Below are 1,387 nucleotides of genomic sequence, written 5' to 3'. Positions count from 1 at the left end.
ACTGCAACGGCGTTTAGAGGGTGGTGTGGCCGCGTCTTCGGTAGTGGGAGCGTCGAGCTTGGGCTTGTCGTCGGCGGCGCCAGCGTGACCACCCGAGAACATGGTCAACTGCATGTACGGGCTGCAGGAGAAGCTGGGCCAACAGATGACGGGTTTCGTTGACGGTCAACGGGATGAGATCATGATCGCCTGGTGGGGTATCGGCGCTGCCGCTCAGATGGCCCCCTTTACGCCAACGGCGGTGACGGCCAGGTAGGCATGAGCCAGCATCGACAAGGTGATGTGCCGATACCAGCCGGTGTAGGTGCGCACCTGGTAGTGATCCAGGCCGGTCTCGTTCTTGGCCGCCTGGAAGCACTCCTCGACGGCCCAGCGGGATCCGGCGACTTTCAGGAGCTCATCGAGAGTGGTGCGGGCCGGGCCGTAACAGACGTAGTAGGCGATCTCGGCCGGGTCGGTCAGGGAGCGGCGGGCCAGGACCCAGTGACCGCGGCCGGCCTCGCGCCAGGGGCGGATCGCCACGCGCGCCCAGGCATAGCGGCGCTGGCCGTGCGCACCGGGGCCGCAGGAGCGTCGCCGCCAGGCCTGCGCGGGTAGGGCGGCGACCAGTTCATCGACCCGTTCATCACGCAAAGCCATGCTGATGACGCTGTCATTGCGCCGGGTGGCCAGCACGTGGAACACATCGCGCTGTTCCAGCCAGAACCGCAGGCTCTTGGCCTGGCCATAAGCCTCATCAGCGGTGAACCAGCGAAACGGCACCCCGGCCTCCAGCGCCCGGGTGAGCATGGTCTTGGCCAGCTGATGCTTGGTGGCGAACGGTATGTGATCAGGCACGCCCGCCTGCCGGCAGCGGGTGCGGTCATCGGTCCAGGAGGCCGGTAGGTACAGCTCCCGGTCGATCAACGCCCGGCCGTGCGCCGTGGCGTAGGCCAGGAACACGCCGATCTGGCAGTTCTCGGTCCGGCCCGCCGTGCCGGAGTACTGCCGCTGCACCCCGGCCGAGCGCACGCCCTTCTTCAGAAACCCGGTGTCGTCAATGATCAGGACACCGCCACGGTCTCCGAGCCGGTCCACCACGTAGTCGCGCAGGTCATCGCGGACCGCATCGGCGTCCCAGCCCGCAGTCCGCAGCAGCCGCTGCATGCCGTCCGGGCTGACCTGACCGGCGAACTCCGCCAGCGTCCACCCGTTCTTACGCTCCAGGCCCGCCAGCAGACCCCGTACATAGGCCAGCACCCGATCCCGCGGCTCGGCTCGGGCAAACCGTCCCGCGATCCGCTGATGCAGCTCCGCCAGCCCAACCGACCACGCCTCAAGATCTACAACCGTCACGAGACATAAATGATCGGCAAACCGATCTATCCGCGCAAGCGCCGTTGCAGTA

Annotated in this window: 1 protein-coding gene; it reads right to left on the bottom strand. The window is 67.1% G+C overall.

The window, feature by feature from the left end; genetic code table 11:
* Window positions 1–213: 213 nt before the first annotated feature.
* The gene (locus ACSDR0_RS50590) at window positions 214–1,335 is read right to left on the bottom strand and encodes an IS701 family transposase (protein ID WP_435296131.1); all 1,122 of its coding nucleotides are present in this window, start codon (window positions 1,333–1,335) and stop codon (window positions 214–216) included.
* Window positions 1,336–1,387: the final 52 nt, after the last annotated feature.

Source organism: Streptosporangium sp. G11 (genome assembly GCF_051192615.1).
In the GTDB taxonomy this organism is placed as follows: Bacteria; Actinomycetota; Actinomycetes; order Streptosporangiales; family Streptosporangiaceae; genus Streptosporangium.
This window is presented reverse-complemented; position numbering and strand designations above follow the sequence as displayed.